Origin of the sequence: Flexivirga aerilata, from assembly GCF_013002715.1 — a bacterium.
Taxonomy (GTDB): Bacteria; Actinomycetota; Actinomycetes; order Actinomycetales; family Dermatophilaceae; genus Flexivirga; species Flexivirga aerilata.
Genome location: NZ_JABENB010000002.1, coordinates 590,076 through 612,995 on the forward strand (window position 1 = coordinate 590,076; position 22,920 = coordinate 612,995).

25 protein-coding genes are annotated in these 22,920 nt (G+C 71.0%); 18 read left to right on the forward strand and 7 right to left on the reverse strand.

Annotation, left to right across the window (positions count from 1 at the left end; translation table 11 throughout):
* Positions 1-17: 17 nt before the first annotated feature.
* Positions 18-605 carry a hypothetical protein gene (locus tag HJ588_RS14610; RefSeq protein ID WP_171155824.1) on the forward strand — a complete coding sequence of 196 codons (588 nt, stop codon included), beginning with the start codon at positions 18-20 and terminating at the stop codon, positions 603-605.
* A 35-nt stretch (positions 606-640) separates the two neighbouring features.
* Here the strand turns inward: HJ588_RS14610 and HJ588_RS14615 are convergent, their stop codons facing one another.
* A complete protein-coding gene (locus tag HJ588_RS14615; protein ID WP_171156831.1) occupies positions 641-1,480 on the reverse strand; it encodes a serine hydrolase in 840 nt (279 codons plus the stop codon).
* A 113-nt stretch (positions 1,481-1,593) separates the two neighbouring features.
* On the opposite strand from HJ588_RS14615, the gene HJ588_RS14620 reads away from it, so the two are divergent.
* A complete protein-coding gene (locus HJ588_RS14620) occupies positions 1,594-2,193 on the forward strand; it encodes a GNAT family N-acetyltransferase (protein ID WP_171156834.1) in 600 nt (199 codons plus the stop codon).
* Here HJ588_RS14620 and HJ588_RS14625 read toward each other — a convergent pair.
* Together HJ588_RS14625 and HJ588_RS14630 are read right to left on the reverse strand one after the other, a co-directional pair.
* Positions 2,178-2,813, reverse strand: coding sequence for an alpha-ketoglutarate-dependent dioxygenase AlkB (locus HJ588_RS14625; protein ID WP_171157251.1), 636 nt, complete (start codon positions 2,811-2,813; stop codon positions 2,178-2,180). The two genes, HJ588_RS14620 and HJ588_RS14625, sit on opposite strands and share 16 nt — an antisense overlap.
* Positions 2,814-2,860: 47 nt before the next feature.
* Complete coding sequence (locus HJ588_RS14630; RefSeq protein WP_171156836.1) at positions 2,861-4,411, reverse strand: phytoene desaturase family protein; 1,551 nt, start codon at positions 4,409-4,411, stop codon at positions 2,861-2,863.
* A gap of 63 nt (positions 4,412-4,474) precedes the next feature.
* Here HJ588_RS14630 and recO point away from each other — a divergent pair, with 63 nt between their 5' ends.
* On the forward strand, positions 4,475-5,227 hold the full coding sequence (gene recO / locus HJ588_RS14635) for a DNA repair protein RecO (protein ID WP_171156838.1): 753 nt from the start codon (positions 4,475-4,477) through the stop codon (positions 5,225-5,227).
* Entirely contained in the window at positions 5,224-6,021 is a 798-nt protein-coding gene (locus HJ588_RS14640; RefSeq protein ID WP_171156840.1) for an isoprenyl transferase, read from the forward strand. The genes recO and HJ588_RS14640 overlap by 4 nt, the downstream gene beginning before the upstream one ends.
* 4 nt (positions 6,022-6,025) lie before the next feature.
* On the opposite strand, the gene HJ588_RS14645 is transcribed toward HJ588_RS14640, so the two are convergent.
* Together HJ588_RS14645 and HJ588_RS14650 are read right to left on the reverse strand one after the other, a co-directional pair.
* Positions 6,026-6,436 carry a Fur family transcriptional regulator gene (locus HJ588_RS14645; protein WP_171156842.1) on the reverse strand — a complete coding sequence of 137 codons (411 nt, stop codon included), beginning with the start codon at positions 6,434-6,436 and terminating at the stop codon, positions 6,026-6,028.
* Positions 6,437-6,441: 5 nt separating this feature from the next.
* Positions 6,442-6,753 (reverse strand): DUF6703 family protein, encoded by a 312-nt coding sequence (locus tag HJ588_RS14650; RefSeq protein WP_171156845.1) that lies wholly within the window; start codon positions 6,751-6,753, stop codon positions 6,442-6,444.
* Between the two features lie 116 nt (positions 6,754-6,869).
* Here HJ588_RS14650 and HJ588_RS14655 point away from each other — a divergent pair, with 116 nt between their 5' ends.
* The 5 genes from HJ588_RS14655 to dusB all read left to right on the forward strand — a co-directional run bounded on the left by HJ588_RS14655 (position 6,870) and on the right by dusB (position 11,927).
* Positions 6,870-7,814, forward strand: a complete 945-nt coding sequence (locus HJ588_RS14655; RefSeq protein ID WP_246242452.1) for an ABC transporter ATP-binding protein — start codon at positions 6,870-6,872, stop codon at positions 7,812-7,814.
* A gap of 35 nt (positions 7,815-7,849) precedes the next feature.
* Positions 7,850-8,662 (forward strand): ABC transporter permease, encoded by an 813-nt coding sequence (locus HJ588_RS14660; RefSeq protein ID WP_171156847.1) that lies wholly within the window; start codon positions 7,850-7,852, stop codon positions 8,660-8,662.
* Between the two features lie 36 nt (positions 8,663-8,698).
* The gene (locus HJ588_RS14665; RefSeq protein WP_171156849.1) at positions 8,699-9,952 is read left to right on the forward strand and encodes a sensor histidine kinase; all 1,254 of its coding nucleotides are present in this window, start codon (positions 8,699-8,701) and stop codon (positions 9,950-9,952) included.
* Positions 9,949-10,554 carry a response regulator transcription factor gene (locus HJ588_RS14670; protein WP_171156851.1) on the forward strand — a complete coding sequence of 202 codons (606 nt, stop codon included), beginning with the start codon at positions 9,949-9,951 and terminating at the stop codon, positions 10,552-10,554. Before HJ588_RS14665 ends, HJ588_RS14670 begins: the two co-directional genes overlap by 4 nt.
* 167 nt (positions 10,555-10,721) lie before the next feature.
* Positions 10,722-11,927 (forward strand): tRNA dihydrouridine synthase DusB, encoded by a 1,206-nt coding sequence (gene dusB / locus HJ588_RS14675; RefSeq protein WP_171156853.1) that lies wholly within the window; start codon positions 10,722-10,724, stop codon positions 11,925-11,927.
* 7 nt (positions 11,928-11,934) lie between these two features.
* Here the strand turns inward: dusB and HJ588_RS14680 are convergent, their stop codons facing one another.
* On the reverse strand, positions 11,935-12,687 hold the full coding sequence (locus tag HJ588_RS14680; RefSeq protein WP_171156855.1) for an SDR family oxidoreductase: 753 nt from the start codon (positions 12,685-12,687) through the stop codon (positions 11,935-11,937).
* Positions 12,688-12,778: 91 nt separating this feature from the next.
* Here HJ588_RS14680 and HJ588_RS14685 point away from each other — a divergent pair, with 91 nt between their 5' ends.
* On the forward strand, positions 12,779-13,369 hold the full coding sequence (locus HJ588_RS14685) for a TetR/AcrR family transcriptional regulator (protein WP_343036744.1): 591 nt from the start codon (positions 12,779-12,781) through the stop codon (positions 13,367-13,369).
* A 134-nt stretch (positions 13,370-13,503) separates the two neighbouring features.
* A complete protein-coding gene (locus HJ588_RS14690; RefSeq protein WP_246242453.1) occupies positions 13,504-15,525 on the forward strand; it encodes a PhoX family protein in 2,022 nt (673 codons plus the stop codon).
* A 72-nt stretch (positions 15,526-15,597) separates the two neighbouring features.
* Here HJ588_RS14690 and HJ588_RS14695 read toward each other — a convergent pair whose 3' ends face one another.
* A complete protein-coding gene (locus HJ588_RS14695; protein WP_171156857.1) occupies positions 15,598-16,428 on the reverse strand; it encodes a sulfurtransferase in 831 nt (276 codons plus the stop codon).
* Positions 16,429-16,609: 181 nt separating this feature from the next.
* Between HJ588_RS14695 and HJ588_RS14700 the strand changes: the two genes are divergently transcribed.
* The 7 genes from HJ588_RS14700 to dnaG all read left to right on the forward strand — a co-directional run bounded on the left by HJ588_RS14700 (position 16,610) and on the right by dnaG (position 22,888).
* Positions 16,610-17,344 carry a DoxX family protein gene (locus HJ588_RS14700; RefSeq protein ID WP_212755957.1) on the forward strand — a complete coding sequence of 245 codons (735 nt, stop codon included), beginning with the start codon at positions 16,610-16,612 and terminating at the stop codon, positions 17,342-17,344.
* 85 nt (positions 17,345-17,429) lie between these two features.
* Positions 17,430-17,711 (forward strand): DUF2277 domain-containing protein, encoded by a 282-nt coding sequence (locus tag HJ588_RS14705; protein ID WP_171156862.1) that lies wholly within the window; start codon positions 17,430-17,432, stop codon positions 17,709-17,711.
* A 55-nt stretch (positions 17,712-17,766) separates the two neighbouring features.
* Entirely contained in the window at positions 17,767-18,192 is a 426-nt protein-coding gene (locus tag HJ588_RS14710) for a DUF3806 domain-containing protein (RefSeq protein WP_171156864.1), read from the forward strand.
* Positions 18,189-18,674, forward strand: a complete 486-nt coding sequence (locus HJ588_RS14715; protein WP_171156866.1) for a hypothetical protein — start codon at positions 18,189-18,191, stop codon at positions 18,672-18,674. The genes HJ588_RS14710 and HJ588_RS14715 overlap by 4 nt, the downstream gene beginning before the upstream one ends.
* A complete protein-coding gene (locus tag HJ588_RS14720) occupies positions 18,671-19,906 on the forward strand; it encodes a deoxyguanosinetriphosphate triphosphohydrolase (RefSeq protein WP_171156868.1) in 1,236 nt (411 codons plus the stop codon). The genes HJ588_RS14715 and HJ588_RS14720 overlap by 4 nt, the downstream gene beginning before the upstream one ends.
* Positions 19,906-20,949, forward strand: a complete 1,044-nt coding sequence (locus tag HJ588_RS14725) for an NAD(P)H-dependent flavin oxidoreductase (RefSeq protein WP_171156870.1) — start codon at positions 19,906-19,908, stop codon at positions 20,947-20,949. Before HJ588_RS14720 ends, HJ588_RS14725 begins: the two co-directional genes overlap by 1 nt.
* A gap of 28 nt (positions 20,950-20,977) precedes the next feature.
* Positions 20,978-22,888 (forward strand): DNA primase, encoded by a 1,911-nt coding sequence (gene dnaG / locus HJ588_RS14730; protein ID WP_171156872.1) that lies wholly within the window; start codon positions 20,978-20,980, stop codon positions 22,886-22,888.
* Positions 22,889-22,920: the final 32 nt, after the last annotated feature.

A 22,920-nucleotide genomic window follows, 5' to 3' on the forward strand; every position in this document is an offset into this window, starting at 1 on the left:
CCCGCTAGGGTGCCGGTATGACGCATCCAGGTGGGGGACAGCAGGATCCGTGGCAGGCGCCGCAGGGTTACCCGGGTCAGTCGCAACACCAGCCGCAGAGCTATCCGGGCCAGCCGGGGCAGCAGCCACAGCAGGGTTACCCGGGCCAGCCGCCCCAACAGCAGGCGCCGCAGGGCTATCCGGGACAGCCCCACCAGCCGGCCCCGCAGGCCTACCCGCCCGCCGGCGCGCCCGGGATGCCGAGCGGGCTCATCCGGCTGACCCTGCAGGGCAGCCCGTTGACCTCCAACATCCTCACCCCGAAGGTGCAGATCGACGGCTACCCGGTGGCGGTCTCCTACGGCGTCAACACGATTCCGGTGCCACCCGGTCCGCACCGGGTCAGTGCACACGCGACCTGGATCGTGCGTTACGGCCAGGCGTCCTACGACGTAGACGTCGCGCCGGGCCAGACCGCCGAGGTCTACTACGCGGCGCCGTTCGTGCAGTTCATGAAGGGCGCGATGGGCCCGACCAAGCAGCGCCGCAAGGGTGTGTCGGTGCTGGTGGCGCTGATCGTCGTGGTGATCCTGCTCGTCACGCTGATCGCCGTCGCGGGCAACTGAACCTCAGCAGTCCCTCAGCGGTCCGTCACCGGGCCTCAACTGAGCGGGACGCGCAGCGCGTCATACAGGATCCGCGACACGCCGTTGATCGTCGTCAGGCCGTAGCTGTAACCGGCCGGGGCACGGGTGAGGATGACGGCGTTGTAGTCGCGTCCGTTGCCGTAGATGTGGCCGACCGAGTTGAGCCGGTAGCCGCCGGCGCGCGGGCCCCAGCCGTTCTTGGTCATCCACACGTTGCTGGTGGGCAGCGGGGGAGCGCACACTCCCCAGCGCTGGGACGAAACCACCTGGGACATCAGCGATTTGAGATATTCACGGTGGGCGCTGGTCAGCACCGTCGTGCCCCAGATGATGCCGGTCATCAGGGTGATCTGGTCGCGCGCGGTGGTGGTCGAGTAGCCCCACCAGTCGGCCGCGCCGGCCGCGGTGCCGCCCTGCACGACGGTGGCGCTCATGCCGTAGAGGCCGGCCACCCGGCGCACGTTGCTCGCCCCGGCCCAGATGAGCAGCGAGTTGGTCGCGGTGTTGTCGCTGCGGGTGATCATCGCGGTCGCCTGTGAGCGCTGCGCGGCGCTCAGCTCGATGCCGCGTTCCTGGCAGCGGCGCAGCACGGTGGCGAGGATCAGCACCTTGATGATGCTGAGTGTCTCGTTGCGCCACCCGTCGTAGAAACCCCAGGTGGTGCGGTTGCGCCGGTCGTAGACGCACAGCGCGATGTTGCCGCCGCGCGAGCGCTGGTAGGCGGTCAGTTGGGCGCTGAGCTGCGCGCGGGTGGTGGCAAGGGCTCGGTCCGGCATCGCAAGGGACGCGCCGGCGGTCAGCCCGGTGGCACCTACGAGCAATGCGAGACGTCGAGTGACGGGTCGACTCTCCATGGCGCGGGACAGTAGCGGCGCCATGGTGGCGCGGTGCGCGGTTTCGGGTCGCGCCGCGCCGGCCGAGATCAATTCGTGTCCGAAGCACCTCGGGGTGGTGCTTAATGGGTGCCATGGCGAGCACCCCCACGCGTTTCGAGCGCGCCCTGCTGCGCGACGGCGACCTGCTGCTCCGCGAGCCGGTCGAGGCCGACGTGCCGGCCATCGTTGCCGGTTGCCGGGACCGGCTCACCCAGGAGTGGCTCCCGCTGCCCGATCCGTATGACGAGAGCCACGCCCGCGGCTTCGTCGCCGACTTCGCCCCGCGGCAGCTCGACTCCGGCGCCGGCATCGTCTGCGCGCTGGAGCACCAGGGGGACTACGCCGGGATGATCGACTGCAAGAAGACCGACTGGCGCGGCAGGACGACGGAGATCGGCTACTGGGTGATGCCCGGGCACCGAGGACACGGACTGGCCGGTCGCGCGGCGCGGCTGCTCGCCGACTGGGCACTGTGCGACCAGGGCATAGAGCGCGTCGAAATCCGTGCTGCGACAGGCAATTTCGGCTCACAGAAGGCGGCTCTGGCGGCGGGCTTCCAGCGCGAGGGTGTGCTTCGCTCGGCCGGGTTCGTGCATGCCGGCCGTGTCGACCTGGTCGTCTTCGGCAAGCTGCGCAGCGAGGTGGGCAGTGTCGGCGGTGCCGGCAGTGCGACGGGTCAGCGCACGTCGTAGGGCCGGAACTGGATGCTGATCCGCGGGCCGACCGGCTTGCTGGTCTTGGGGATGGCGTGTTCCCAAGTCCGTTGGCAGGAGCCGCCCATCACCAGCAGGTCGCCGTGGCCGAGCGTGTGCCGGATCGAGCTGCCGCCGCCGACCGGGCGCAGTGCCAGCGTGCGCGGGTGGCCGATCGAGACGATCGCGACCATCGTGTCCTGTGTGCTCGACCGGCCGATGCGGTCGCCGTGCCAGGCGACCGAGTCGTCGCCGTTGCGATAGAGGCACATGCCCGCCGTGGTGAACGGCTCGCCCAGCTCCGCCCGGTAGTAGCCGGACAGCGCCGAACGCGCCTGCGCCAGCACCGGATCGGGCAATTGCTCGTGCTGGTGGTAGAAGCGCAGCAGGCGCGGGGTGTCGACCTCGCGCTCGTACATCATCCGGCGCTCGCCCTGCCAGTCGACGCCTGCGCTGCCGCCGAGGGCGAGGCGGGCGAACAACTCGTCCGCGCCGGTCAACCAGCCGGGCCGCAGGTCGATCCAGGCGCCGCGGGTCAGGGTGGTGCGCCGGACCGCGCCGGCGAGTGGGCGCAGCCCCACCTCGTCGACCTGGTCGAGCAGGGAGCCCTGCAGCGGCATACTCACCCGGCCAGTGTAGACAGGTGTTCGAACCGATGTCGAGTGGATCAGTCGCCGAAGGACTCCAGCGCGGCCTGCGCCGCGTGATAGCCGCCGAGGCCGCTCACTCCGCCGCCCCGGCGAGATCCCGCGCCCGCCAACAGGATCGGCCCGTATGCCGTTGCCACTCCCCACCGCTGCGCGGGCGTCCGCAGCGGTTCGTCGTCGTCCGCCCAGGGCCAGCTCAGCGGGCCGTGGAAGATGTTGCCGCCCGGCATCGCGAGGGTCCGCTCCAGGTCGCGCGTGGTCTTGGTCTCGATGCAGAGGTTGCCGCCTGCATCGCGCAGCACGACGTCCTCGATCGGCTCGGCGAGCACGCTGGAGAGCGAATCCAGCACGGCCCGCTCGAGTTTCGCCCGTTCGGCGTCGCTGCCGTCGAGCAGCCGGTCCGGGGTCTGCAGGGAGAAGACGGTCAGCGTCTGCGCTCCCGACGCCCGCAGCTCCGGCGACAGGATCGTCGGATCGGTGAGCGAGTGGCAGTAGATCTCGGCCGGCATCGGAGTCGGAGCGGCGCCCGAAATCGCTTGCTGGTAGGCGGTTTCCAGACCGGAGTAGGTCTCGTTGATGTGGAACGTGCCCCCGAAGGCGGCCTCCGGCGCGACCTCGCCGTCGCGCAGCCGGGGCAGCCGCGACAGCAGCAGGTTGACCTTCACCTGCGCGCCCTCGGCGGGTGACGGCGCGGCACCCATCAGCCCGTCGAGCACCGCCGGCGCGGCGGCCCACAGGACCTGGCCGGCCGTCGCGGTCAGCTCGTCGTCGTCGCTGTGCCAGGTCACCGCGCCGTCGTCGAGGGCGGTGACCGTGGCGCCGGTGACCAGCTCGGCGCCGGCGTCCCGCGCGGCCCGCTCGAGCGCGCCCGACACCGCACCCATCCCGCCGACCGGCACGTCCCAGTCGCCGGTCCCGCCGCCGATCACGTGGTAGAGGAAGCAGATGTTCTGTTGCAGGTCGGCCTGGTGCGCCCGCGCGAAGGTCGAGATCAGCCCGTCGGTGAGCATCACCCCGCGCGTCAGGTCGTCGGCCACGCTCGCCTCGATGACCTCGCCGAGCGGCCGCCGCAGGAAGTCATCGACCAGCGAACCGTCGCCGATCAGCTCCTCCACCTGCGCCGCTCTGCGCAGCGGCTCGGTCACCGTCGGCCACAGCGTCTGCGCGAGCCGGCCGGTGCGGGCGTAGAAGTCGTGCCAGCCGTCGACGTCCCCGGCGGCGCCGATGGCGGCGAACGACGCGGCCGTGGCCGCCGCGTCCTGGTTGTCGATCAGCAGCCCGCGATCGCCGCCCGGCACCGGTGTGTAGGACGAGTAACGCCGCCGCCGCAGCGTGATCGCGAGGCCGAGGTCACGGATGATCTGCCGCGGCAGCAGGCTGACCAGGTAGGAGTAGCGCGACAGCCGGGCGCCGGTGCCGGCGAACGCCTCCGCCGAGACCGATGCCCCGCCGAGGTGGTCCTGCCGCTCCAGCAGCAACACCGTCCGTCCGGCCCGGGCCAGGTAGGCGGCCGCGGTCAGGCCGTTGTGACCGCCGCCGACCACGATCACGTCATACGAGCGTTGAGGCATGGGGGCAGGGTACGGCGGGCCTGCGCGCCCATCGCCCGCCCGTCGGCGACAATGGACGTCGTCATGGCCACTTATCGCGACGTCGGCATCGTGCTGCGCACCCACAAGCTGGGGGAGACCGACCGCATCGTCACCATGCTCACCCGCGGGCGGGGCAAGGTGCGCGCGGTGGCCAAGGGCGTGCGTCGCACCAAGTCCCGATTCGGCGCCCGGCTGGAGCCGGGGATGATCGTCGATCTGCAGTGTTACGAGGGTCGTTCGCTCGACACGGTGACCCAGGCGGAGATGCTGGCGCCCTACGGCGAGCAGCTGGTGCGCGACTACGGCGCGTTCACCGCCGCGACGGCGATGCTCGAGACCGCCGAGCGGCTCAGCGAGGAGCACGAGGCGGTGCCGCAGCAGTTCAACCTGCTCGCCGGCGCGCTCGCGTCGCTGGCGCACCGAGAGCACCGGCCCGAGCTGGTGCTCGACTCCTACCTGCTGCGGTCGGTGTCGATCGCCGGCTGGGCACCGAGCTTCGTCGACTGCGCCGGGTGCGGGGCCGCCGGCCCGCACCGCGCCTTCAATCTCGCGAGCGGCGGCGCGGTCTGCTACTCGTGCCGCACCCCGGGCAGCGCGGCCCCGCACCAGGAGACCTTCGTGCTGCTCGCGGCGCTGCTCACCGGCGACTGGACGGTCGCCGACGCGAGCGACGACACCGCCCGCCGGGAGGGCAGCGGGCTGGTGTCGGCCTACGTGCAGTGGCACCTCGAACGCGGCGTGAGATCGTTGCGTCTCGTGGACCGCAGCAGCTCTCACCTCGAAACGACGCGATGACCCGGCAGCACGACCACCTGCGTCCCGACCCGCATCCGAGCGGTGCGAAGCCCCCCGTCATACCGGCGCGGCTGGTGCCGCAGCACATCGCGATGGTGATGGACGGCAACGGCCGCTGGGCCAACCAGCGCGGACTGCCGCGCACCAAGGGCCACGAGGCGGGCGAGGCGCAGCTGATCGACGTGATCGCCGGCTGCATCGAGGCGGGCGTGCCGAACCTGTCGGCATACATGTTCTCCACCGAGAACTGGCGGCGGTCGCCGGACGAGGTGCGCTTCCTGATGGGCTTCAACCGCGACGTGATCCGGCGCCGGGTCGACCTGCTCAACTCGTGGGGCGTGCGCTGCCGCTGGTCGGGGCAACGCCCCCGCCTGTGGCGGTCGGTGCTGAAGGAGCTGCAGCGCGCCGAGGAGATCACCGCCGGCAACACCGTGATGACCCTGCAGATGTGCGTCAACTACGGCGGCCGCGCCGAGATCGCCGACGCGACCCGGCGCATCGCCGAGCAGGTGCAGGCCGGCAAGCTCAAGCCGAGCTCGATCAGCGAGAAGACGATCGCGCGCCACCTGACCTGGCCGGACATGCCCGACGTCGACCTTTTCGTGCGGTCGTCGGGGGAGCAGCGCACCAGCAACTTCATGCTGTGGCAGTCGGCGTATGCCGAAATGGTCTTCCTCGACACGCTGTGGCCCGACTTCGACCGCCGTGACCTGTGGCGGGCGATCCAGATCTACGCCGACCGCGACCGGCGCTTCGGCGGCGCCGTGGACAAGGCGGGCGCGCCGGCCGGGTAACCGGCTACTGCTTGGCGCTGCACTCCGCGCACACGCCGAAGATCTCGACGGTGTGCTCGACGCCGGTGAAGCCGTGTGCCGCACTGACTTCGGCGGCCCAGTGCTCGACCTGCGGTCCCTCGACCTCGACCGCGCGGCCGCACTCCCGGCAGACCAGGTGATGGTGGTGGGACCCGGTGCTGCACTTGCGGTAGATCGCCTCGCCGTCCGGGCCGCGCAGCACATCGACGTCACCGTCGGCGGCCATGGTCTGCAGCACCCGGTAAACCGTTGCCAGACCGACGGATTCGCCCGCCTGGCGTAGCGAGGCGTGCAGGTCCTGGGCGGAGACGAAGTCGTCCTGGCCGTTGAGCTGCTCGGCGACGGCCACCTGCTGCCGGGTGGTCCGGCGCACCGGTTGGTTCCCGCTGGTCATCGCGCTCATCCTGCCGCACACACCACGGTCAGCGCCACGGCGAGGAAGAGCACCGCGATGCGCATCATGCGCTCGATCGGCTCGATGCGGGGCCAGGCGAGATAGAGCAACCAGCCGACCACGGCCGCGCAGATCCCGAAGCACACCGCGCCGACCGGGCCGCGGAAGATCGCACCGATCACGATCAGCAACAGCGCGATCCCGGCGGGGAGCGCGCGGGGGGCGCGGGCAATCGCCTGCACCGCGGGGCCGCTGGCGTGCTCGACGCGGACGCGCAGCGGCGAGGAGTGGACCTGAGGACGGGACGGAGCGCTCATCGCTCCCAGGATATCCGCCGGGCGCTGCACCTCGGGCCGACCCATGACCGATGTCATGGCGCGGTGGTGACGCGCGGCAGATACGGCGTGCGACGGTCGGCGGCAGGCTGCTGGGCATGATGACGACGACAGCGACGGGCGGGCCGGTCACCGGCGGCGGCCCGCAGGGGGCACCGGCGATCGCGCTGGCCGGTCTGCGCAAGAGCTTCGGCACGGTCGAGGCGGTGAAGGGCCTCGACCTCACGGTGCAACCGGGCGAGGTGGTGGCGTTCCTCGGCCCGAACGGCGCGGGCAAGACGACCACCATCGACATGATGCTCGGCCTGTCCAGGCCCGACGAGGGCACCGCGCGCGTCTTCGGCATGGAGCCGCGCGCCGCCGTCGCCCGCGGCCTGGTCGCGGCCGTCATGCAGACCGGCGGTCTGCTGCGTGACCTGACCGTGCGGGAGACGGTCGACCTGACCGCGAGCCTGTTCGTGCAAACCCGCTCAGTGGAGGAGTGCCTGCAGCGCGCGGGCATCGCCGACATCGCCGACCGCAAGGTGCACAAGTGCTCCGGTGGTCAGCAGCAGCGGCTGCGGTTTGCGATGGCGCTCGTCTCCGACCCGGCGTTGATCGTGCTCGACGAGCCGACCACCGGCATGGACGTGACCGGGCGCCGCGACTTCTGGTCGGCCATCCGCCAGGACGCCGAGCGTGGCCGCACGGTGCTCTTCGCCACCCACTACCTGGAGGAGGCGGACCTCTACGCCGATCGCATCGTGCTGATGCGGCACGGGCAGATCGTCGCCGACGGCACCGGGTCGCAGATCAAGGCGATGGCGTCCGGGCGGACCGTGCGGGCCACCTTGCGCGGGCTGAGTGATCGGGAGCTGGCCGCCATACCCGGTGTGGAGTCGGTGGAGGTGCGCGGTGAGTCCGTGCTCCTGCACGCCAACGACAGCGACGCGGTCGCGCGGCACCTGCTGACGCAGACCGACGCCAGGGACATCGAGATCACCGCGCGCGGGCTGGAAGACGCCTTCGTCGCGCTCACCAGCGACGAGCGCTCAGATCACTGAGATTACTGAGTTCACTCACGAGGGGAAGACCTGAAATGTCGAATCTGTCTGTAGTGCAACCGATCCCGGCCGACGAGCCGATCAACCTCGACCGCCGGGTGCCGGCCCGCGGCGGCTTCAGCGGGCGACTGCTGCGCATCGAGCTCGGCCGGGTGCTGCGCAACAAGCGCACGATGATCTTCACGGTCCTGCTGCCGGTGGTCTTCTACGCGGCCTTCGGCGCGACCCAGAGCGGCACGTTCCCGGACAGCTCGATCGACGTGAAGGCCTACGAGATGATCACCTTCGCGGTGTATGGCGCGGTCGCCGCCGCCGCTGCCATCGGCGCGAGCGTCTCGGTCGAGCGGGCGCAGGGCTGGAGCCGGCAGCTGCGGCTCACCCCGCTGACCGGCTCGGCATACATCGCGGTGAAGGTGGTGTGCGCGATGGCCGCCGCGGCGCTGCCGGTGCTGATCGTCTTCGCGATCGGGGCGGCGACGGGGGCGAAGCTCTCGGCGCTCGAGTGGCCGGTCGCGATGGTGCTGGCCTGGGTGTGCGGCAGCTGCCTCGCCTCGCTCGGGCTCTTCGTCGGCTACCTGGTGCCGTCCGAGAACGCCATGCAGATCCTCGGACCCGGCATCTCGCTGCTGGCCTTCGCCGGCGGCCTCTTCCTGCCGCTGCAGGTGATGAACCACACCATGCAGACCGTCGCGTCGTTCACACCGCTGTGGGGGCTGTCCCAGATCGCCCGCTACCCGGTGCTCGGCGGATCCTTCGACGCGATGTGGGCGGTCAGTGCGGTCGCCTGGATCGGGCTGTTCTTCGCCGGTGCGGTGTGGTGCTTCCGGCGCGACACCCAGCGGGTCTGAGGCCCGCTCAAGAAGTTCGTGCAAAGCTGACCGGCGATGACCACTGAGAAGCAGCGGCCGCACCCGGGGGATCCCCCCGGGTGCGGCCCCGATCGTCACGGCGCGCGCACCGGTGACGCCCATGAGCGGCGCGGCTCGCTCGCGGTGATGTTCTTCTGGGGCGGCATCTGGCTGTTCTGGATGATCCAGCCGTTCGTCGACGCGGTGCAGCGCATCGACACCCCGCGCGGGATGCTCGGTGTCCTCGTCGTGCCGGCCTTCTGCGTGGTCTACCTCTGGCACTTCTACGCGCGCCGCGAGATCTTCATCCAGGCGGCCCGCCCCGGCTGCCGTATGACGCTGCCCGCGTGGGACCTGCTGCGCTACGGGCTGATGGGCCTGCTCGCGGTCGCCTGTGTCGTCACCGTCGGTCAGAACGGCTACACCGCGGCCGTCTTCTTCGCATTGTCGGCGCTGTGGACGTTCACGCCGCTCGTCGGCTGGGGCGTGGTGGTCGCGGTCGCGCTCGGTTACATGGTGCTGTGGCAGGCCGCCGACTGGCGCCAGGACTGGAGCATGTTCGTCGGTCTCGGGTTCGGCGCGCTCGCGATCACCGTGGGCCGGGTCGCCGGCCGCCGGCAGCGTCAGCTGCAGGAGTCGCAGCAGGTCAATGCCGAGCTGATGGTGCAGCAGGAGCGCAACCGGATGGCGCGCGACCTGCACGACATACTCGGGCACTCGCTGACGGTCATCACAGTCAAGGCCGAACTCGCCGGCCGCCTGCTCGACGCCGACGCCACCGAGCGGGCGCGCGCCGAGGTCGCCGACCTGGAGACCCTCTCGCGCACGGCGCTCGCCGACGTGCGCCGGGCCGTCGAGGGCTACCGGGAGATCTCGCTGTCCGGCGAACTCACCCGCGCGCGTGAGGCGCTCGCGGCCGCCGGCATCGAGGCACGCACCCCGACCGCGCTCGACCAGGTGCCGGCCGACCTGGTCGAACTGTTCGCGTGGACGGTGCGGGAGAGCGTGACCAACGTGCTGCGGCACAGCCGGGCGCAGCACTGCGTCATCACGGTCACCCCGCGCGCGCTCACCGTGGCCGACGACGGGGTCGGCGGCCCGGAAGTGTCGCCGAGCGGCAACGGCCTGCGTGGGCTGCGCGAGCGGGCCAACGCGTCGGGGGCAGTGCTGATCACCAAATCCGAGATGCCCCACGGGTTTTCGGTGACGGTTGCGGTGCGGGAGGACGAACACGTGACACGGCCGACGACGGCACAGGTGGCGAGATCACCCGAGGTGCGACCCACATGATCAGGGTGATGCTCGCCGACGATCAGGCACTCGTGCGCGGTGCCCTTGCGGCGCTGCTCGAGCTCGAGCACGACCTCACCGTCGTCGGCGAGGTCGGCGACGGCGCCGAGGTGGTCGCGGCGGCGACCGAGAAGCGGCCCGACGTCGTGCTGATGGACGTCGAGATGCCCCGCCTCGACGGCATCTCCGCGACGGCGGAGCTGCGCAAGGTGCTGCCCGACTGCCGCGTGTTGATCGTCACCACCTTCGGCCGGCCGGGTTATCTGCGACGCGGATTGCAAGCCGGCGCAGCGGGTTTCGTGGTCAAGGACACCCCGGCGCGCGAGCTCGCCGACGCCGTGCGCCGGGTGCACCAGGGGTTGCGGGTGGTCGACCCGGCCCTCGCGACCGACAGTCTGATCGCCGGCGAGTCGCCGCTCACCGCGCGCGAGACCGACGTGCTGCGGGTGGCCCGCGGCGGCGGCACCGTCGCCGACATCGCGGGGGAGCTCTTCCTCTCCGAGGGCACCGTGCGCAACCACCTGTCCGCGGTGATCGGCAAGACCGGCGCCCGCACCCGCGCCGAGGCCGCGCAGATCGCCGAGACCAACGGCTGGCTCTGAGCCATGCGCCCTCCCGCTCCGGCGACTGACGGCTCCCTCGGCGACTGACGCCCTCATACGGCCGTCAGTCGGCCAGGGAGCCGTCACTCGATGCATGGGCGCGCGGGCGTGCGAGCATGCCGCCGATTTTGGCCCGGCCGCGCCCGCCTGGGACCATGGACGACGCCATGACCGAGACCCTTGCCCCGACCCCCGTGCTGCCGCCGTTGCAGATCGGGTGCCACACGATCGAGTCGCCGGTGGTGCTGGCGCCGATGGCGGGCATCACCAACCGGGCGTTCCGCCGCCTCTGCCGCAGGTATGGCGCAGCCGGCTCCGCCGCGGGCGGCGCATCGGGAGCGACGAGCCTCTACGTGAGCGAGATGATCACCTCACGCGCGCTGGTCGAGCGCACCCCGCTCACGATGCGGCTGATCGAGCACGACGCCGATGAGCAGCCGCGCTCGATCCAGCTCTACAGCGTCGACCCGGCTACCACCGCACGTGCGGTGCACATCCTGGCCAGCGAAAACCGTTGCGACCACATCGATCTCAACTTCGGCTGCCCCGTGCCGAAGGTCACCCGCAGGGGCGGGGGAGCGGCGTTGCCGTGGAAGACCGAACTCTTCCGCGGGATCGTGTCTGCGGCGGTGCGCGAGGCCGCGCCATACGACATCCCGGTGACGGTGAAGATGCGCAAGGGCATCGACGACGATCACCTGACCTTCCTTGAGGCGGGCCGCATCGCCGAGGGTGAGGGCGCCGCGGCCGTCGCGCTGCATGCCCGCACCGCGGCGCAGGCCTACTCCGGCACGGCGAAGTGGGAGGCGATCGCCCAGCTGAAGCAGACCGTGACGAGCATCCCGGTGCTCGGCAACGGCGACATCTGGTCGGCCGAGGACGCCGTGCGGATGGTCCGCGAGACCGGTTGCGACGGCGTGGTTGTCGGTCGCGGTTGCCTCGGTCGTCCGTGGCTGTTCACCGACCTGGCCGCCGCCTTCGCCGGCCGCCCCACCCGGGTGCAGCCGACGCTGCGCGAGGTGACCGACACGCTGCGGCTGCACACCGTCTACCTCGCCGAGTTCTTCGAGGACGAGCGCAAGGCGTGCCGCGACATCCGCAAGCACATCGCCTGGTATCTCAAGGGATTCCGGGTCGGCTCGCACCTGCGCGCCAGCCTCGGCCTGGTCGACTCGCTGACCGCGCTCGACGACCTCATCGGCACCCTCGAACTCGACCAGCCGTGGCCCGGCGACGCCGCAGAAGGTCAGCGCGGGCGCGCCGGGTCCGAGCGGCACGTGGTGCTGCCCGAGGGGTGGCTCGACTCCCAGGCACTCGACGACCGGCTGCGGGCCGAGGTCGCGCAGGCCGAGTTGTCGGTCTCCGGCGGCTGACGGCCCGCTACAGCATCGAACCGCCGCTGGCGTCGACCCACTGACCGGTCACCCACCGGGCGTCGTCGGACGCCAAGAACGCCACGATGTCGGCGACGTCCTCCGGCTGGGCGATGCGCGCCAGGGGCGACAGGGCCGCCATCTCGGCCCGACCCTCCTCACTGGCCAACCGTGCCGCGTTCATGTCGGTGGCGGTCGCGCCCGGTCCGACCGCGTTGACCGTGATCCCGCGCGGGCCGAGTTCCTTGGCGAGCGTCGCCGTCAGCGAGTCGATTGCCGCCTTCGACATCGCGTATGCCGCGAGGTCCGGCACGCGCGCGCCATGCGTGAATCGCGTTGACACGTTGACGATCCGTCCACCGCTCCGCAGGCGACTCAATCCGTGCTGCAGCACGAAAAACGGCGCCCGAGTGTTCACCGCGAAGATCTCGTCGTAGGTCTGCTCGGTCACCTCCGCAAACGGGATCCGGCCGCCGAGCACCCCGGCGTTGTTGACGATGATGTCGACGCCGTCGGCCTGTTCGTCGTATGCCGACCACAGCCGCTCCGCGTCGCCGTCGACGCCCAGCTCGGCCTGGATCGCCATGGCATCCCCGCCCGAATCGCGTATCTGCGCAACGGTTTCCGCGGCACCGTTGCCGCTTGAGGCGTAATGGACGACGACCCGCGCTCCATCCCGGCCAAGGCGTAGGGCGATGGCGCGGCCGATGCCGCGGCCTGCCCCGGTGACGAGCGCGGTCTTGCCGTTGAGATCCGGCATGGTGCTCCTTCGATGGTCGCGTATGCGTAGTGATCGTTACGCAATGACATGCACCACCATAAATACGGAACGATCGATATACAATGAGGGAGTGACCGAAGCGACACGTGGCCGGCCCCGATCGTTCGACCGGGATGCCGGACTGGACAAGGCAATTCGGCTGTTCTGGCGGCACGGCTACGAGGCGACGTCGATGCGGGACCTCACGACCGCCCTCGGCATCTCAGCGCCGAGTCTCTATCGCGCCTATGGCGACAAGCGAACGCTCTTCGCGGAGGCTGTCGCGGCCTACGACCGGGTCTACGGCGGCTTCATCGACCGCGCGCTGGCCGAAGAGCCGACCGCCCGTGATGTCGCTTTCCGGCTGTTCGCCGAAGCGCCGGCGCGTTACACACAGCGCGACCTTCCCTCCGGCTGCCTCGTCGTCTCGGGCGACGCCGGCACGCACGACCCCGAGGTCGGCCGTCTCCTCTCCGGTCTGCGCAACGCCAAGGTCGACCGGCTCGCGGCCCGGATCCGAGCGGACATCAGGGCCGGAACGCTCGACGGGGATGTCGACGCTCGGGCGCTGGCGCGGTTCACGATGGGCGCCCTGACCGGGCTGGCCGAAGCGGCGCGCGACGGTGCCGGCCGGGCGGAGCTACGCCGCGTCGGAGAGGTCGCCGCACGAGCGTGGCCGTGATGTCGTGTCGTGGCCACCTGGAGTTCACGCAACGCACGCTCAGGACTTCTTAAGGTTCGGGGTGTATTCCGCCGAGTCAGGGGGTGGCGGCATACGGAGATCCGCATCGCACCCTGCCAGGAAGGCCCTTCGCCATGTCCGCTCGCCCCGACGAGACCTCCTCCGTGCCGGTCAGCAACCGCCGCCAGCTGCGACTCGCGCCGCACAACGGCTCGCGCGACCCGATGACCTGTCAGTACCGCTGTGCCAACGCCTGCTTCCACCCGGTGCCCAACGCGTCGGACAACGAATACTTCGGCGACCTGGTCGCGAGCGCCGGCCACAGCCGCCGCACCGTGCTGCGCGCGGTGGGCGTCGGCGCGCTGGCGGCCGCGGCCGTCGGAGTCCAGGCCGGCCAGCCTGCTGCAGCGAAGACGAAAACCCCTAAGGCGAAACCGAATTCGGCATACGTCTGGGACTTCGAAGCGACCCCGCCGGTGCCGTTCGCGACCGACAAGGTCGTCACCCCGCAGGGCTTCACCTGGGAGCCGCTGGTCAAGTGGGGCGACCCGATCGTCACGGGTGCGCCGAGCTTCGACTTCGACAAGCAGACCGCGGCCGCGCAGGAGCAGCAGTTCGGCTACAACTGCGACTACGTCGGCCTGATCCGCACCGGCAAGAACGCCGGGCTGCTCGTGGTCAACAACGAATACACCAACGAAGAGCTGATGTTCCGCGGCTACACCTCCGCGTCGGCGCTCACCCCCGAGCAGGTCAAGATCGTGATGGCGGCGCACGGCATGTCGGTCGTCGAGGTACGCAAGACCGGTGACACCTGGCGCGCCAAGCTCGGCGCGAAGGTCAACCGCCGCATCACCGCCACCACGCCCATCCAACTCACCGGACCGGCCGCCGGCAGCAAGCTCACCCGCACCACCGCCGACCCGTCGGGCCGGCGGGTGCTCGGCACCTTCGCCAACTGCTCGGGCGGTATGACGCCGTGGGGCACGGTCCTCTCGGGCGAGGAGAACTTCAACGGCTACTTCCGCGCGCCCGAGGCGCCCGCCGATCAGAAGGCGGCCTACGACCGCTACGGCGTCACCGGCTCCGCCGGCCGCAACTGGGAGTCGGTCGACCCGCGCTTCGACGCGACCCGGGAACCCAACGAGGTCAACCGTTTCGGCTACGTCGTCGAGGTCGACCCCGCCGACCCGGCGTCGACCCCGCGCAAGCACACCGCGCTCGGCCGGGTGAAGCACGAGGGCGCCACCACCCGCCTGTCGGCCGACGGCCGCGCCGTCGTCTACCTCGGCGACGACGAGCGCTTCGACTACCTCTACAAGTTCGTCTCGCGCGACCGCTACAAGCCCGGCGACAAGAAGCACAACCTCACGCTGCTCGAGGCCGGCGACCTCTATGTCGCCAAGTTCGCGGGCGGATCGGCCACCGACCACGACGGCACCGGCACCTGGGTGCCGCTCACCAAGGACGGCAAGTCGGCCGTCGCGGGCATGTCGGTCGAGGAGGTGCTCGTGCACACCCGCCTCGCGGCCGACCAGGTCGGCGCCACCAAGATGGACCGCCCGGAGGACGTCGAGCCCAGCCCGGTGACCGGCAAGGTCTACATGGTCTGCACCAACAACTCCAAGCGCACCGCGGCCCAGGTCGACGGCCCCAACCCGCGCCCGTCCAACAAGCACGGCCACATTGTCGAGATCACCGAGGCCGGCAATGACGCGGCCGCGACGACGATGACCTGGCGGCTGGTGCTGATCGCCGGCGACCCGAACGACCCGTCGACCTACTTCGACGGCTACGACCGTGCCGAGGTCAGCCCGATCTCCTGCCCGGACAACGTCGCCTTCGACTCGCGCGGCAATCTCTGGATCTCCACCGACGGCAACGCGCTCGGCAACGCCGACGCGTTCTTCATGATGCCGCTCGAGGGAGCCGAGTTCGGCCACGTGCAGCAGTTCCACACCATGCCGCACGGAGCCGAGGCCGCCGGTCCGCTGATCGTCGACGACACCACCGTGCTGTGCTCGGTGCAGCACCCGGGCGAGGTGAGCGGCGCGACGCCCGCCAACCCCGCCAGCCAGTTCCCGTATGACGGCACCGGCCAGCCGCGGCCCAGCGTCATCCAGGTGTATGCCGACAAGAAGCGCACCCGGAAGTGACCGGATAGCAAGCTGATTCGCGTTAACGGCGCGGCCGGGACGTCCTCCCGGCCGCGCCGTTCGCGCGTGCACTCACACCTCGACCGGACGCTCCGGGTCGGTGATCCAGTGCGACCAGGAGCCGATGTAGACGCTCGTGTGCGGATGTATGCCGGAGGCCTGCAGCGCGAGCGCGAGGTGGGTCGCCTGCACGCCGGAGCCGCAATAGACGCCGACCTCGGTGTCCGGCTTCACCCCGAGCGCCGTGAAGCGCATCGCCAGGTCGTCGGGGGACAGGAAGTGTCCCGTCTCGGTGACGTTGGCCAGCGCGGGTGCCGAGACCGCACCGGGGATGTGGCCGGCGACCGGGTCGATGGTCTCGTTGACGCCGGCGAAACGGTCGGCCGGCCGGGCGTCGAGCAGCAGTGCACGGTCGGCGATGTCGGCGGCGTCGTCCGCGTCGAGCAGCGCCGCGCCGGGGTCGGTGGCCACGAAGTCGCCCTCGACGGGGTCGGCCGGGTCGGTCGTGACGGGGTGACCGCCGGCCACCCAACCGGCGAAACCGCCGTCGAGCACCTGCACGTCCTCCTTGCCGAAATACTGCAGCAGCCACCAGCACCGGCTGGCGGCCAGGGAGTTGCCGTCGTCATACACCACGACGGGCGTGTCGTTACGCACGCCGGCGGTCCGCATGGCCGACTCGAAGCGGTCGCCGTCGGGCATCGGATGGCGGCCGCCCGCGCCGGGCTCACCCGACAGCACCTCCTCGAACTCCACCCAGGCCGCCCCCGGCACGTGGCCCTCGTCGTACGACGGGCGCCGCGACGGCTGGCCCAGTTGCCAACGGGTGTCGAGCACCGTGACCGCGGGCAGCACGTCCGCGAGGGCGGCGGCGCTGATCAGGGGGTGCGTAGGTCGCGTCATACCAACAAAGTGTGGTGGGCGCCCGGGGCCGGTGCAACGCAAACGGCGCGTAACCACCCTCAAGGGGGAGACACCGCCCCGCGGCGGATGAGTAGGCTCGTCGCTGACAGGGTCCGTCCCCGAACGGACAACGAACCACCACCGGAGGCTTTCAGTGCTCGTCCGTCGACTCGCCCGCCCGATGCTCGCATCCATCTTCATCACCGGCGGGTACAACACGGTGCGCAACCCGGAGCGCGTCGCACACCTGACCGAACCCGTCGTGGCCAAGCTGCGCGCGTCCGTGCCCGGCGCCGAGAACGTCGTGCCCAGCGACGCCGTGCTCGCCACCCGCATCAACGGCGGCGTGCAGGTCGTGGCCGGCTCGCTGCTCGCGATCGGCAAGTTCCCGCGCGCCTCCGCGCTCGCCCTGGCCGGCAGCATCGTCCCGACGACCATCGCGGGCCACGCGTTCTGGGAGGTCGACGACCCGGCACAGAAGGCGCAGCAGCGCGTGCAGTTCTTCAAGAACCTCAGCATCCTCGGCGGCCTGCTCATCGCGGCGGTCGACACCGAAGGCAAGCCGAGCGTCGCCTGGCGCGGCCGCCAGGCAGCCCACCAGGCCGCGGGCGCGGTGTCGTCGGCGCTGCCGAGCTCGAGCGAGGGCAGCAACGCGGCCAGCTCGTTCAAGAGCACCCTCAGCTCGGTCGTCGACGCGGCCAAGGAGCAGGGCGCCCACCTGTCCGAGGTCGCCAAGGAGCGCGGCCCGGAGCTGGCCGAAGCCGCCAAGGAGCGCGGTGCCACCCTCGCCGAGGCGGCCCGGGAGCACGGCCCGGTCGTCGCCGACGCCCTCCGCGAGCAGGGCGGCGACCTGAGCCGCCGCGCCCAGAAGCGCGCCGCCAAGGCCGCCCGGAAGGCGCAGGCGCAGTTCGCCTGAGCCCACCCATATTGGGACAGCGAGACGCCGAGGAACCCCGTGTTTCTCGGCGTCTTGTGCGTCCCGATCGGGTTCAATGGGGTGCATGTGCCGCAACATCCGCCCGTTGAACAACTTCGCGCCGCCCGCGACCGACGACGAGGTCCGGGCCGCCGCGATCCAGTACGTCCGAAAGATCGGCGGCAGCACCAAACCGTCGCAGGCCAACGAGGAGGCCTTCGACCGCGCGGTCGAGGCGATCACCGCCGCCAGCCGGGACTTCATCGACTCGCTGGTGACCACCGCGCCGCCCAAGAACCGCGAGGAAGAGGCCGCCAAGGCGCGCGCCCGCTCGCAGGCCCGCTACGGCACCCCCGCTTCCGCATGATCACCCCACAAAGTTCTCCGCTCCTTCGTCGCTCCGATACTTTGCGGGGGCCCCGATGAGCACCGCCGGTGAGGTCACCGTCCGGCCGCTCGACCGGGCCGCCCAGCGGGCGCTGACCGGTTGGCTCGGCGACGCGCGCGCGGCCGGCATCGACATCGACGACCCGGCCTCGATCAGCACGGCGTTCGACGACTACGTCGACCAGGTGCTGCTCACCCCGGCGGCCGAGCGGGTCGACCCGACACCGACGCTCACGATGATCGGTATGGCGATGGGCGAGCACCTGCAACGCAATTCGTCGCTGCAATGGCGCATCGTCAGCGACCCGAAGGGCACCGACCTGGCGCTGGCGTCGGCCGACGACCTCGGCATCCTCTACCCGATCGACCCGGTCGCCGAGGCCTGGACCGCGCGCGAGCGCGGGTGGCTGCCCGGCTTCGTGGCCGAGGTGCTCGGTCAGTTGCGCGCCGCCGGAGCGTGAGTCAGGTCCTCACCCGCGGTCAGCGGCTGAAGCGCATCGGCAACTGGCTCAACGGGTCGACGCCTCTCGGCCTCGCGGTCGCTCGCGTCGGCGGCGCCCGGGTCGGCCCCGGCCCTCGCGGTCTGCGGCTCGCCTCGGGCTACCGGCTCGGCTTTCCCGTGGCCGGCGCGTTCACCGTCGGCAACGTCGTGATCACCAGCGGGGATTGGCAACAGTTGCAACAGGATCGGCCCACCCTGCTCGAGCACGAGGAGCAGCACAGCTGGCAATACCTCGTCTGCGGTGGCCTGCCCTTCCTGCCGTTGTATGCCGCAGCTCTCGCCTGGTCCTGGCTGCGCACCGGGGACTACTCGTCGCGCAACATCTTCGAACGCAACGCCGGCCTCGCGCTCGGCGGCTACCGTGAGGCGCCGGTGCGATCCCTGCGATCGCTCGGTCCCCGACGATCTCCCCGCGGTCAACGAAAAGTCTTGCCGGCGTGAGCTATTCGGCATACGACCGGCAGCGGTTCGTCCGCGAGGACCCGGCTCACAAGCGCCTGGATCGCGACGACTTCGCCCGCGACCGCGCGCGGGTGCTGCACTCCGCGGGCCTGCGCCGGCTCGCCTCCAAAACGCAGGTGTTGCAACCGCATTCGGACGACTTCATCCGCAACCGGCTGACGCATTCGCTCGAGGTCGCGCAGATCGGTCGCGAGTTCGGCGAAGGTCTCGGCTGCAACGCCGACGTCGTCGACATGGCGTGCCTGGCGCACGATCTCGGCCACCCGCCGTTCGGGCACAACGGTGAGTCCGCGCTCAACGAGGTGAGCGGGCACATCGGCGGCTTCGAGGGCAACGCGCAGACGTTGCGCATCCTCACCCGCCTGGAGGCCAAACGGTCGCGTCCGGACGGTTCGTCGGTCGGGCTCAACCTCACCCGTGCGTCGCTCGACGCGGTCAGCAAATACCCATGGCGGCGCGGCGAAAATCCTTCGCAGCCAGCAAAATTCGGCTGCTATGCCGACGACGCGGAGATCTTCGACTGGATGCGCTCGACCGCACCGACCGACCGCTATCAGCGCCGGTGCGTCGAGGCGCAGGTGATGGACTGGGCCGACGACGTCGCCTACTCCGTGCACGACGTCGAGGACGGCATCACCGCCGGACTCATCGACCTGCGGGCGCTGCGGTCGCCGACCGAGGTCGAGGAGCTCGCCGGGCTCGCCCGCCGCCTCTACGCGCCGGGACTGGAAACCGCAATGCTCGCAACGTCGTTCGAGCGACTGGTCGAGAGCGGCGTCATACCCGGGCAGCACCACGCCGGACGGCAGGGCGTCGCGGCGCTCAAGGACATGACCAGCCGGCTGATCGGCAGGCTCGTCGGCACCGCGGAGGCCGCCACCCGGGCGAAGTTCGGCGACCGGCCGCTCACCCGTTACGCCGCCGACGTCGTCATACCGCCGGAGATCCTGGCCGAGTGCGTGATGCTCAAGGCGGTCGCGGCGCGCTACGTGATGCTCACCGACGCGCGGCGGATGCTGCTGGAGGAGCAGCGTCAGATCATCCACACCCTCGTGGCGGCCTACCACGACCGACCCGACAGACTGGATCCCATGCTGGCCGAGGATCACGCCAAGGCTCCCGACGACGCCGCCCGGCTGCGCGTGGTGGTCGATCAGGTTGCGTCGCTCACCGACCACCGTGCTCGCGCACTGGCGGGGGAGTGGATCTGATGGCGCACACCTGGTCCCGCAGCACGCTGCCGTTGCTCGGGGCACCGATGGCCGGCCCCGGCACCCCCGAGCTGGCGGCCGCGATCAGCAACGCCGGCGGCTTCGGCATGCTCCCGGCCGGCTACCAGCCCGTCGACACCCTCGCCGCAGCGATCGAGCGGGCCCGGTCGCTGACCGACCACGGGTTCGGGGTCAACGTGTTCGTCCCGTCACCGCAGGACGAGGCGCGCGACGCCTTCGCGATCGCCCGGTATGCCGAGCAGCTCGCGCCCGTAGCGCGCTCCCTCGACGCGGCCGTGCCCGCTCCCCGGTGGGACGACACCGACAGCTTCGACGCCAAGATCGACCTGCTCGAGGAGCAGCGAATCCCGTTGGTGTCCTTCGTCTTCGGGCTTCCGCCGGTCGAGGTGGTGGAGCGGCTGCACGCCGTCGGCACGCAGGTGATGGCCACCGTCACCGACGCGGACGAGGCACTGGCCGCCGTGCGCGGCCACGCCGACCTGCTCTGTGTGCAGGGCGCCCAGGCCGGCGGGCACCGGGGCACCCACGGCGTGCAGACGATCCCCAACGACCGCGGCTGGCAGCAGCTGCTCGGGGAGGTGCGCAGCGTGACCGGCGTGCCCTTGGTGGTCGCGGGCGGCATCATGACCGCCACCGACGTCCGGCTCGCGCTCGAGCTCGGCGCGGTCGCCGTGCAGTGCGGCACGGCGTTCCTGCTCACCGACGAGGCCGGCACGAGTGCGGCATACCGGGCCGGCCTGACCGACGACGCGCTCGACGAACTCGTGGTGACGCGTGCGTTCAGCGGCCGCCCGGCGCGCGGCCTCCGCAACGACTTCGTCGACCGGTTCGACACGGTCGCGCCCGCGGTCTTCCCGATCGTCGACCAGCTCACCAAACCGCTGCGGGCCGCGGCGACGAAGCAGTCGGATCACCAGCTGATCAACCTCTGGGCCGGCACCGGCTGGCGCCGCGCCCGCACCGGTCCGGCCGCCGACGTCGTCGCCGAACTCACAGCCGGGGTGGCGCCCGCGGGCGGCTGACGCGGCGGCCACCTAGAATCAGGGACCTATGGCGGGTCGCATCAAGTCCGACGACGTCGAACTCGTCAAGGAACGCAGTTCGATCGAGGATGTCGTGCGCGAGCACGTCACGCTGCGGCGCTCCGGCAACAACCTGGTCGGCCTCTGCCCCTTCCACGATGAGAAGACGCCGTCCTTCTCGGTCAACCCGACCCAGGGCTTCTACCATTGCTTCGGCTGTGGCAAGGGTGGCGACGTCATCTCGTTCGTCATGGAGGTCGACCACCTCACCTTCGCCGAGTCCGTCGAACGGCTCGCCGGCAAGGCCGGTGTCGAGCTGCACTACGAGGACGGCGAGCGGCCGCGCGAGGCGACCATCGGCCGGCGCACCCGGCTGATCGAGGCGCACCGGGTCGCCGAGGAGTTCTACCGCTCGCTGCTGCCGGCGATGCCCGAGGCGCGCGCGGCACGCGACTACCTGCGCGGCCGCGAGTTCGACGGCAAGGTCGCCGAGCAGTTCGGTCTCGGCTACGCCCCGACCGACGGGCACGCCCTGGCAAATCACCTGCGCAGCAAGGGTTTTCAGCGCGATGAGCTGCTGACCGCCGGGCTGATCAACCGCGGCGGCTACGACGTCTTCCAGGGCCGGCTGCTGTGGCCGATCCGCGACATCACCGGCGACACGGTCGGCTTCGGCGCGCGCCGCATCTTCGACGGCGACCCGCGCCCGGCCAAATATCTCAACACCGGCGAGACCCCGATCTACAAGAAGCAGAAGGTGCTCTACGGGCTCGACCTGGCCAAGAAGGCGATCGCCGACGACCGGCGGGCCGTCGTGGTCGAGGGCTACACCGACGTGATGGCCGCCCACCTGTCCGGCGTCACCCAGGCCGTCGCCACCTGCGGCACGGCCTTCGGCGTCGAGCACATCAAGCTGTTGCGGCGGTTGCTGCGCGACGAGACGGCCGGCGAACAGGCCCGGGTGATCTTCACCTTCGACGGCGACGCAGCCGGGCAGAAGGCCGCGCTCAAGGCGTATGACGAGGACCAGCGCTGGGCCGCGCAGTCCTATGTCGCGGTGGCCGCGGACGGGCAGGACCCGTGCGAGTTGCGCATCTCCGGCGGCGCGGAGGCGGTGCGCGGCCTGGTCGAGCAGGCGACCCCGATGTTCGAGTTCGTGGTCGACACCACCCTCGCCCGGTTCGACCTCGACGCCGTCACCGGCCGCGTCGCGGCGATCAAGGCGCTGGCGCCGATCGTCGCCGACATCCGCGACGCGAACACCCGCAACGCGCAGACCCGCGAGGTGTCGCTCCGCATCGGCATCGGCATCGACGAGTTCGCCGAAGCGGTCCGGCGCGCGCCGCGCGGCGGCATCGCGAGCGCCCGCAAGGCGCGCGAGGAGGCCGGGCCGCGCCGCGGGGGCGAGCCGGACGGCGCGGGGGAGCAGGCGGGCGCGGGCGCCACGTCATACGAGGCGATGCTGCCGGACCTGCGCGACCCGATCGTGCGCGGCGAGCACATGCTGCTGCAGTGCCTCGTGCAGTTCCCGACCTCGGTGCCGCCGCAGCAGCTCGCGCTGGTCAAGCCGAGCGACTTCACCGCGCCGGCGCACCGGGCGGTCTTCGAGGGCATCGTCGCCGTCGGTCCCGACCCGGCCAAGTCACAGGCGGCGTGGCTGTCCGCGGTGACCGACCAGCTGCCGGAGGTGGTGCGCCCGCTCGTCGCCCAGCTCGCGGTCGAGCCGCTGCCGACCAAGCTGGACGGGCAGGGACGCCCCGACTGGCACTACGTGCGGTCGCTCGTCGTGCGGGTGCGCGAAGTGGCGCTGCGCCGGCAGATCGCCGAGACGATGAGCGCGCTGCGCCGCAGCGACGACGCGGAGCAGACCCGTGCGATCTCCGGCGAACTCACCACCCAGCAGCGCGCGTTGGCCGACCTGCTCGCCGGTCTGGAGTGAGACAATCGCCGCACTGACCACCATCGGGGAGT

What these genes read in the sequence shown, in the direction of transcription:
- HJ588_RS14610 (WP_171155824.1), top strand. Translation starts at nt 18, where the DNA reads ATGACGCATCCAGGTGGGGGACAGCAGGATCCGTGGCAGGCGCCGCAG.
- HJ588_RS14615 (WP_171156831.1), bottom strand. Translation starts at nt 1,480, where the DNA reads ATGGAGAGTCGACCCGTCACTCGACGTCTCGCATTGCTCGTAGGTGCC.
- HJ588_RS14620 (WP_171156834.1), top strand. Translation starts at nt 1,594, where the DNA reads ATGGCGAGCACCCCCACGCGTTTCGAGCGCGCCCTGCTGCGCGACGGC.
- HJ588_RS14625 (WP_171157251.1), bottom strand. Translation starts at nt 2,813, where the DNA reads ATGCCGCTGCAGGGCTCCCTGCTCGACCAGGTCGACGAGGTGGGGCTG.
- HJ588_RS14630 (WP_171156836.1), bottom strand. Translation starts at nt 4,411, where the DNA reads ATGCCTCAACGCTCGTATGACGTGATCGTGGTCGGCGGCGGTCACAAC.
- recO (WP_171156838.1), top strand. Translation starts at nt 4,475, where the DNA reads ATGGCCACTTATCGCGACGTCGGCATCGTGCTGCGCACCCACAAGCTG.
- HJ588_RS14640 (WP_171156840.1), top strand. Translation starts at nt 5,224, where the DNA reads ATGACCCGGCAGCACGACCACCTGCGTCCCGACCCGCATCCGAGCGGT.
- HJ588_RS14645 (WP_171156842.1), bottom strand. Translation starts at nt 6,436, where the DNA reads ATGACCAGCGGGAACCAACCGGTGCGCCGGACCACCCGGCAGCAGGTG.
- HJ588_RS14650 (WP_171156845.1), bottom strand. Translation starts at nt 6,753, where the DNA reads ATGAGCGCTCCGTCCCGTCCTCAGGTCCACTCCTCGCCGCTGCGCGTC.
- HJ588_RS14655 (WP_246242452.1), top strand. Translation starts at nt 6,870, where the DNA reads ATGATGACGACGACAGCGACGGGCGGGCCGGTCACCGGCGGCGGCCCG.
- HJ588_RS14660 (WP_171156847.1), top strand. Translation starts at nt 7,850, where the DNA reads ATGTCGAATCTGTCTGTAGTGCAACCGATCCCGGCCGACGAGCCGATC.
- HJ588_RS14665 (WP_171156849.1), top strand. Translation starts at nt 8,699, where the DNA reads ATGACCACTGAGAAGCAGCGGCCGCACCCGGGGGATCCCCCCGGGTGC.
- HJ588_RS14670 (WP_171156851.1), top strand. Translation starts at nt 9,949, where the DNA reads ATGATCAGGGTGATGCTCGCCGACGATCAGGCACTCGTGCGCGGTGCC.
- dusB (WP_171156853.1), top strand. Translation starts at nt 10,722, where the DNA reads ATGACCGAGACCCTTGCCCCGACCCCCGTGCTGCCGCCGTTGCAGATC.
- HJ588_RS14680 (WP_171156855.1), bottom strand. Translation starts at nt 12,687, where the DNA reads ATGCCGGATCTCAACGGCAAGACCGCGCTCGTCACCGGGGCAGGCCGC.
- HJ588_RS14690 (WP_246242453.1), top strand. Translation starts at nt 13,504, where the DNA reads ATGTCCGCTCGCCCCGACGAGACCTCCTCCGTGCCGGTCAGCAACCGC.
- HJ588_RS14695 (WP_171156857.1), bottom strand. Translation starts at nt 16,428, where the DNA reads ATGACGCGACCTACGCACCCCCTGATCAGCGCCGCCGCCCTCGCGGAC.
- HJ588_RS14700 (WP_212755957.1), top strand. Translation starts at nt 16,610, where the DNA reads ATGCTCGCATCCATCTTCATCACCGGCGGGTACAACACGGTGCGCAAC.
- HJ588_RS14705 (WP_171156862.1), top strand. Translation starts at nt 17,430, where the DNA reads ATGTGCCGCAACATCCGCCCGTTGAACAACTTCGCGCCGCCCGCGACC.
- HJ588_RS14710 (WP_171156864.1), top strand. Translation starts at nt 17,767, where the DNA reads ATGAGCACCGCCGGTGAGGTCACCGTCCGGCCGCTCGACCGGGCCGCC.
- HJ588_RS14725 (WP_171156870.1), top strand. Translation starts at nt 19,906, where the DNA reads ATGGCGCACACCTGGTCCCGCAGCACGCTGCCGTTGCTCGGGGCACCG.
- dnaG (WP_171156872.1), top strand. Translation starts at nt 20,978, where the DNA reads ATGGCGGGTCGCATCAAGTCCGACGACGTCGAACTCGTCAAGGAACGC.